Below are 5,978 nucleotides of genomic sequence, written 5' to 3'. Positions count from 1 at the left end.
CTCCAAAAAATAAAATGTCCAAAAAACCCACAGGCTGAAGCCTGGGGCTACACGGACGAAGCCCGCCTGCGCGGGCTAAATAGAGTCTTGTTAGGTGCGATCGCATCAAAGCAAGGAGGATTTATTTGTTGGAATACCCTACCCCAATTAAACATTATCATTTGCATCATTTGCGCTCACGGAATCGACTTTGGCGATCCAGTAAGCGTAGAAAACCAGTGGTTGGGTTCTCTCTGGAATTCTTCCAAAATCCAGGGTAACACCTTACGAATCTATAACTGCTAATGGCCGATCAAAGACAAACCGATCGGCCATTAGCATTAGCAATGAATGGATACCAGCCAACAACGGCTTACCCATTTTTGTGTTTGGTTTTATCGACTAACTTGTAATATAGGTTAGGCTCGGGTGTAGGGGGCAGGGGATGTCCTTTAATCGAGGTAATTTCCTGCCCCTTACTGCCGCCACCCGGCCCGGTTAACTCATACTGACCACTCGCAGGCGTTATATCACCCGGTTTGTAAAGTTCGGACATAGGCCCTCTTTATTTGTTACATCCCTCATATCGTAACATATTATGTTACAAAATGGTAATTTTGTAGAACAAATTTGAGGATCACCATCACCTTTCTCAATTTCAAACCCGCCTCAAACCAGGAACCGGCGATCGGCTTAGGCAATTGAAAGAGGTAAATCTGTTTCAACCCAAACCGCTGCGACAATCTGAGGAAAGTCCCTCAGTTATCGGTTAAATGGGAAGGGGGATAATGTTAGAATATTTTAGGTTTAATGGAGTTGAAAGAAGATAAATTTTTATCAAAAGTCGGTTAGGATTGATGAATACAAGCAGGTAATTTGGTCGGATTTGCCCTTTTCAGCGGGACAAAAACTCCAAGTCATTATTGTTGCCAATGAGTCGGAGGTGAGTTTGAATGAGAATACGGCAATCGATGCGGTGAATAAACAATATCATCAGGAAGGTAAATTGCGTCCGTTTGGTCTATGTGCCGGGGAATTTACTGTTCCTGATGATTTTAATGAGCCTTTACCCGATGCAGTGATTGATTTATTTTATCCTGAATGAAATTACTGCTAGACACTCTTTTATTCCTGTGGTTTATCAAGCAATATCATCGCTTGCTCCAGAGGTTTAGGGAGGCCATTGAAAATCCTGAGTATGAAATTTTTGTGAGTGTCGTTTGGTTGAGGCTTTGCAATAAGATTGGGAACATCAGACACAGAAGAACTCTGTGACGACCAATCATCTGCACAGCTATAAATAACATCAAAAAAGCGGGCAGCGAGAATCGAACTCGCATCAATAGCTTGGAAGGCTATGGTTTTACCACTAAACTATGCCCGCAGTTGGCAGCGTTAGCTACATGATCCAATATAGCATGATTTTTTGAGATTGCAACATATTTTTTTTACAAAGGCTGAAATTGTCTCTGAGAGAGGGTTTCAATGGCGGCGATTGGGGGGATAACTCCTGAAAACCCGGACTCGATGGGGTGGGGTGACTCCACAGTGGACTGAGGCGCGTGTCAGTATAGAAGGGTAAGCATTCAGGATTATTCCAGGATCATGGATACGGATCCTCTTTATAAACGCTTTCCTAAAGTTGAGCTTCCTCGACGGGGGGCGGCTTTTGTGATTGATTATTGGGTTGTGTTGTGGTTGAGTTCTCTAGGGGGCGATCGCACGGTTCAGGGGATGTCATGGGGTCAATCTTTCTGGTTTCTCCTCCTGTGGGTGGTAATGCGGGTGTTCCTTCCCGGGCGCAATCAGGGCCAAAGTTTGGGCCGGTGGGCGCTCGATATTACCCTGGTCGAATTGCGATCTGGGCGGACTCCCTTATTGCTGAATTTATTCAAGCGGGAGGCAGTCGCCGGTGTCGGTGCAGTTTTAGTGGCGATCGGGTTGAGTCACATGACCCCGGGTCATGGCATGGGAATGCTCTTGCTCGTTCCCTTGGCGATCGACTGTAGCGCCGTTTCATCGGACCCTTTTCGCCGACAAGCGTTCCACGATCGCCTTGCCAATACGATGATTGTCGGGACCCTGCGGGGATTTTCCCTGGATATCAAATTAAAACGGGCCTATCGCAAACTCCGACGCGCCTACCAAGAATTTAAGCACAATCGCAGCAGTCGCTCGTTTGAGGACACTCGCCAATATCGAGGCGATCGCGATGAGGTTCAGGACACTCCCCCCTATCGAGGCGATCGCAATAACTTGGACGACTTTGAAGATTAGATTTCGGACGAGTCGGGAGAGCAAATCCCCGTGGGTTAACGATTGTTAACCGGCAGTCTGACTGATAAGAAAACTTAATCTAGTGAAAATAGCCGAAATCGCCGCTTCTATGAGATAATCATAAATCGTGTCTAAATCTGTCCTTATTGGGAGCGGGGAGACCTAATGGCTAAAGGTGTCCGAATCATTATTACCTTGGAATGTACCGAGTGCCGGACTAATCCGGACAAGCGCTCTGCTGGAGTGTCTCGGTACACGACTCAGAAAAACCGTCGAAATACGACCGCACGCTTAGAACTTAAAAAATTCTGCCGGTACTGTAACAAATCGACGGTTCATAAAGAAATCAAATAGATGAGACGTTTATCCTCAAGGCAACAACAGGGGCTTTGAGGTGGCGTCTTCAAATTTGTTAAGAGACCGTGACTTGTCCATTCAAAAAACTGTACAGAGATTGAACTGCTATGGCATACTACCGTCGGCGTGTTTCGCCAATTAAACCGGATGAACCCATCGACTACAAAAATGTAGAACTGCTGCAAAAATTCATCACCGAGCGCGGAAAGATTCTGCCTCGGCGGATTACAGGCTTAACCGCCAAGCAGCAGCGGGAACTCACCCAAGCAATTAAGCGCGCCAGAATTGTCGCCTTGTTGCCATTTGTGAACAAAGAAGGATAAAAATAGTGGCACTGAAGGCTTTTAGATTTTAGGTGCGATCTGATATCTAAAGTCTAAAACCTAAACGCTGGGGTATCGATCGTGGAAAAGGGAACGCTGCTCGAATATCGGCTGAACGGAGACCGACGTCTAGCCGTAGCCGACCGTCCGGATGGCAAGAAAAACTGGGTTGTGGTGGATGAACATGGTCAAGCCAATAGCATTCCACCCAGACAAATCGCCTACGAAATCGGTGGAGGTTCCTATAAACCCTCCGATATCCCGAACTTCCGCAAGGAAGTAGAGAAATATCTCGACCCGGATAGTTTAGAGGTGGCGTGGGAAATCTTGGTCGAGGAAAACCGGGGGGTTGACCCCGGGGAAATGGCGATGTTGCTCTTTTCAGAAAATGAGGCTCCCAATCGCTATGCCTCGTACTTATTGCTGTCTGAGGATAAACTCTATTTCAAGCAAAAAGGGGAGCGTTATGAGCCGCGATCGGCCACGCAGGTTGCGGAACTCAAGCACCAACAGGAAGTAGAAACCCAACGACAGCAAGAGTGGGGCAATTTTGTAGCCCGGGTGCAGCAACGACTCGCCGGGGATCTGGTGGAATGGGAAAATAGCGATCGCATCCGCATCGAAGCCCTAGAAAAATATGCGGCCCTGGCAGAAGAAGCGCGAGAACGCAATCAGGCCAAGGAAACTCTCTCATCCCTAGGCCGGACCGACACGCCCCAAGCTGCCTTTAAGCTTTTGGTAGAGTTAAAGGTGTGGTCTGAACACGAAAATCTATTTTTACGGCGAACTCAGATCCCAACTCATTTTTCTACCAAGGTACTGGAAGTGGCCCAACGGTGTTTGAATTTTCCGCCTCCTGATCTGGATGCGAACAATCGCCTAGATTTGACCCATCTCAAGGTCTATACCATCGATGATGAAAGCACCCTAGAAATCGATGACGGGGTGAGCTTGGAATACCTCGAAGATGGCCGTCAACGGCTATGGATTCATATCGCCGATCCGACCCGCTTGCTGTCTCCGGGAGATGAGTTGGATTTAGAGGCCCGTCGGCGCAGCACTACGGTTTATCTGCCGACGGGGATGGTGCCAATGTTTCCTCATGAACTGGCAACGGGTCCGATGAGTTTGGTGCAGTCGCAACTCTGCGCGGCCCTGAGTTTTGCGGTGATTTTAGAGGAGAGTGGGGCGGTAGCGGAATATAGCATCCATGTCTCGACGATTAAGCCGACTTATCGGTTGACTTACGATGATGTGGATGAGATGTTGCAATTGGGGTTGCAAGCGGAACCGGAAATTAGCGCGATCGCCGCTTGGTCGAAACGTCGCCATGCTTGGCGGGTCTCCCAAGGGGCCATTAGTATTTCCATGCCGGATTCCTCCATCAAGGTAGATGAGAATGAGGAAATCACGGTCCAACTGCTGGAAGATTGTCCGTCTCGGCAATTGGTGGCGGAAATGATGATTTTGGCCGGGGAATTGGGTGCACGTTACGCGCAAACCCACAATATTCCGGTGCCATTTCGGGGTCAACCCCAGCCGGAATTGCCTCCAGAAGAGGAATTGCTGATTTTACCTGCGGGTCCGGTGCGATCGAGTGCAATCCGGCGCTGTATGCCGAAAAGCGAGATGGCAACGACGCCCTCCCGTCATGCCAGCTTAGGGTTGGATGCTTATATCCAAGTCACCTCTCCCATTCGTCGCTATAGCGATTTATTGGCTCATTTCCAGATTAAAGCGCACCTGCGGGGGGACCCGCTGCCTTTGGCGGTGTTAGAGGTGCAGGAAATTGTCCAGAGTATCGGAATGGCGGTGCGAGAGGCATCGTTGGTGGAACGCCAAACCAATCGGTATTGGATTTTGGAATATCTACGCCGTCACTCGGGAGAAGTTTGGCAGGCGGTGGTGTTGCGCTGGTTGCGTGAGGATGAAAATCTCGGGTTGATTCTGTTGGAAGATATTGGCATCGAGTTGGCATGGCGTTTCCCTCGGGCGGTGTCCCTGGGCGATCGCCTGGATCTGCAAGTTGCTTATGCCGACCCCCGTGAGGATCAGATCCATTTCCAAGAGATGGTGTATCAAACCGCTCAATTGTAACGACTTTCTCCCTGAATCCATATCCAATGGGTTCAGGGTGTTTTAGGGTTGAGTTGCTGATTGTTAACGGATGATTTAAGCGATACTAGAGTTAAATGAGTTGAGGATGAACCCTTCTAATTTTCAATCCGCCTATCCGTTGCCTCCGACAGGGGAGGAAGTTAAATTAGCGCAGGAAAGTAGCCGACTTTTGGCAGGTTACACTGATGCCGAGAAACCGCAAATTATCATTCAGACTGATGAAATGAATAGTCAGGCGATCGCAATTCCTGAGTCTGCTTTTCTGATGTTGGTTGAAATTTTAGAACAGATGGCTCAGGGGAGAGCAGTTAGGCTTGTTTCCTTACCCCCAGAACTCACGACTCAAGAAGCTGCCAATATTTTAGAGGTGTCCCATCCTTATTTGGTGGAATTACTCGAATCGGGAGAAATCCCCTCCCAAATAGTGGAGACAACGCGACAGGTGCGTTACGAAGATGTGTTGAAGTACAAAAACCAGATTGATGAGAAACGGCGGCAAACTTTGGATGAGTTAGTTGTGGACGCTCAAAATTTAAACATGGGATATTGAGTTAATTGGGTCAATTTTTCAGTTTTTTTAAGTGTGATTAATGTGGGGAATGATTGAAGTTGTTACTACGAACAAAGAGAACGACTGAAGTCGTTACTACGAACATGGAGAACGACTGAAGTCGTTACTACGAACATGGAGAACGACTGAAGTTGTTACTACGAACATGGAGAACGACTGAAGTTGTTACTACGAACGAAGAGAACGACTGAAGTTGTTACTACGAACGAAGAGAACGACTGAAGTCGTTACTACTGAAATCTTGCACCATTCTCAACACCGGCGGGGGATAAATCGATTGGCGGCCTCATAGCTAAAGTCGTCTTTAGACGACTGCAAGTCTGATACGGCGATCGCAAAATATAAATCCTCCA

7 protein-coding genes and 1 tRNA gene are annotated in these 5,978 nt (G+C 47.9%); 7 read left to right on the top strand and 1 reads right to left on the bottom strand.

All coding sequences use genetic code 11. The features are described 5' to 3' along the window. Window positions 1-285 (top strand): hypothetical protein (locus NG833_RS29980; RefSeq protein WP_254568917.1); only part of this gene is annotated, 285 nt, incomplete at its 5' end. 580 nt (window positions 286-865) lie between these two features. Next, window positions 866-1,084: a hypothetical protein gene (locus tag NG833_RS29975; protein WP_254568916.1), complete on the top strand. Its 219-nt coding sequence runs from the start codon at window positions 866-868 to the stop codon at window positions 1,082-1,084. A 208-nt stretch (window positions 1,085-1,292) separates the two neighbouring features. Here the strand turns inward: NG833_RS29975 and NG833_RS29970 are convergent. Next, window positions 1,293-1,363 (bottom strand) — tRNA-Gly (locus NG833_RS29970). 221 nt (window positions 1,364-1,584) lie between these two features. On the opposite strand from NG833_RS29970, the gene NG833_RS29965 reads away from it, so the two are divergent. The 5 genes from NG833_RS29965 (at window position 1,585) to NG833_RS29945 (ending at window position 5,604) form a co-directional block, all read left to right on the top strand. Next, the gene (locus tag NG833_RS29965; RefSeq protein WP_254568915.1) at window positions 1,585-2,256 is read left to right on the top strand and encodes an RDD family protein; all 672 of its coding nucleotides are present in this window, start codon (window positions 1,585-1,587) and stop codon (window positions 2,254-2,256) included. A gap of 165 nt (window positions 2,257-2,421) precedes the next feature. Next, complete coding sequence (gene rpmG, locus NG833_RS29960) at window positions 2,422-2,610, top strand: 50S ribosomal protein L33 (RefSeq protein ID WP_254568914.1); 189 nt, start codon at window positions 2,422-2,424, stop codon at window positions 2,608-2,610. A gap of 110 nt (window positions 2,611-2,720) precedes the next feature. Continuing rightward, window positions 2,721-2,936 (top strand): 30S ribosomal protein S18, encoded by a 216-nt coding sequence (rpsR, locus tag NG833_RS29955; RefSeq protein WP_254568913.1) that lies wholly within the window; start codon window positions 2,721-2,723, stop codon window positions 2,934-2,936. Window positions 2,937-3,017: 81 nt separating this feature from the next. Next, window positions 3,018-5,033, top strand: coding sequence for a ribonuclease catalytic domain-containing protein (locus NG833_RS29950; RefSeq protein ID WP_254568912.1), 2,016 nt, complete (start codon window positions 3,018-3,020; stop codon window positions 5,031-5,033). Between the two features lie 106 nt (window positions 5,034-5,139). Next, complete coding sequence (locus tag NG833_RS29945; protein ID WP_254568911.1) at window positions 5,140-5,604, top strand: excisionase family DNA-binding protein; 465 nt, start codon at window positions 5,140-5,142, stop codon at window positions 5,602-5,604. Window positions 5,605-5,978 lie beyond the last annotated feature (374 nt).

It is taken from the genome of Oscillatoria sp. HE19RPO (assembly GCF_024220515.1).
Classification (GTDB): Bacteria; Cyanobacteriota; Cyanobacteriia; order Cyanobacteriales; family Laspinemataceae; genus Laspinema.
This window is presented reverse-complemented; position numbering and strand designations above follow the sequence as displayed.

What these genes read in the sequence shown, in the direction of transcription:
- NG833_RS29965 (WP_254568915.1), top strand. Translation starts at nt 1,585, where the DNA reads ATGGATACGGATCCTCTTTATAAACGCTTTCCTAAAGTTGAGCTTCCT.
- rpmG (WP_254568914.1), top strand. Translation starts at nt 2,422, where the DNA reads ATGGCTAAAGGTGTCCGAATCATTATTACCTTGGAATGTACCGAGTGC.
- rpsR (WP_254568913.1), top strand. Translation starts at nt 2,721, where the DNA reads ATGGCATACTACCGTCGGCGTGTTTCGCCAATTAAACCGGATGAACCC.
- NG833_RS29945 (WP_254568911.1), top strand. Translation starts at nt 5,140, where the DNA reads ATGAACCCTTCTAATTTTCAATCCGCCTATCCGTTGCCTCCGACAGGG.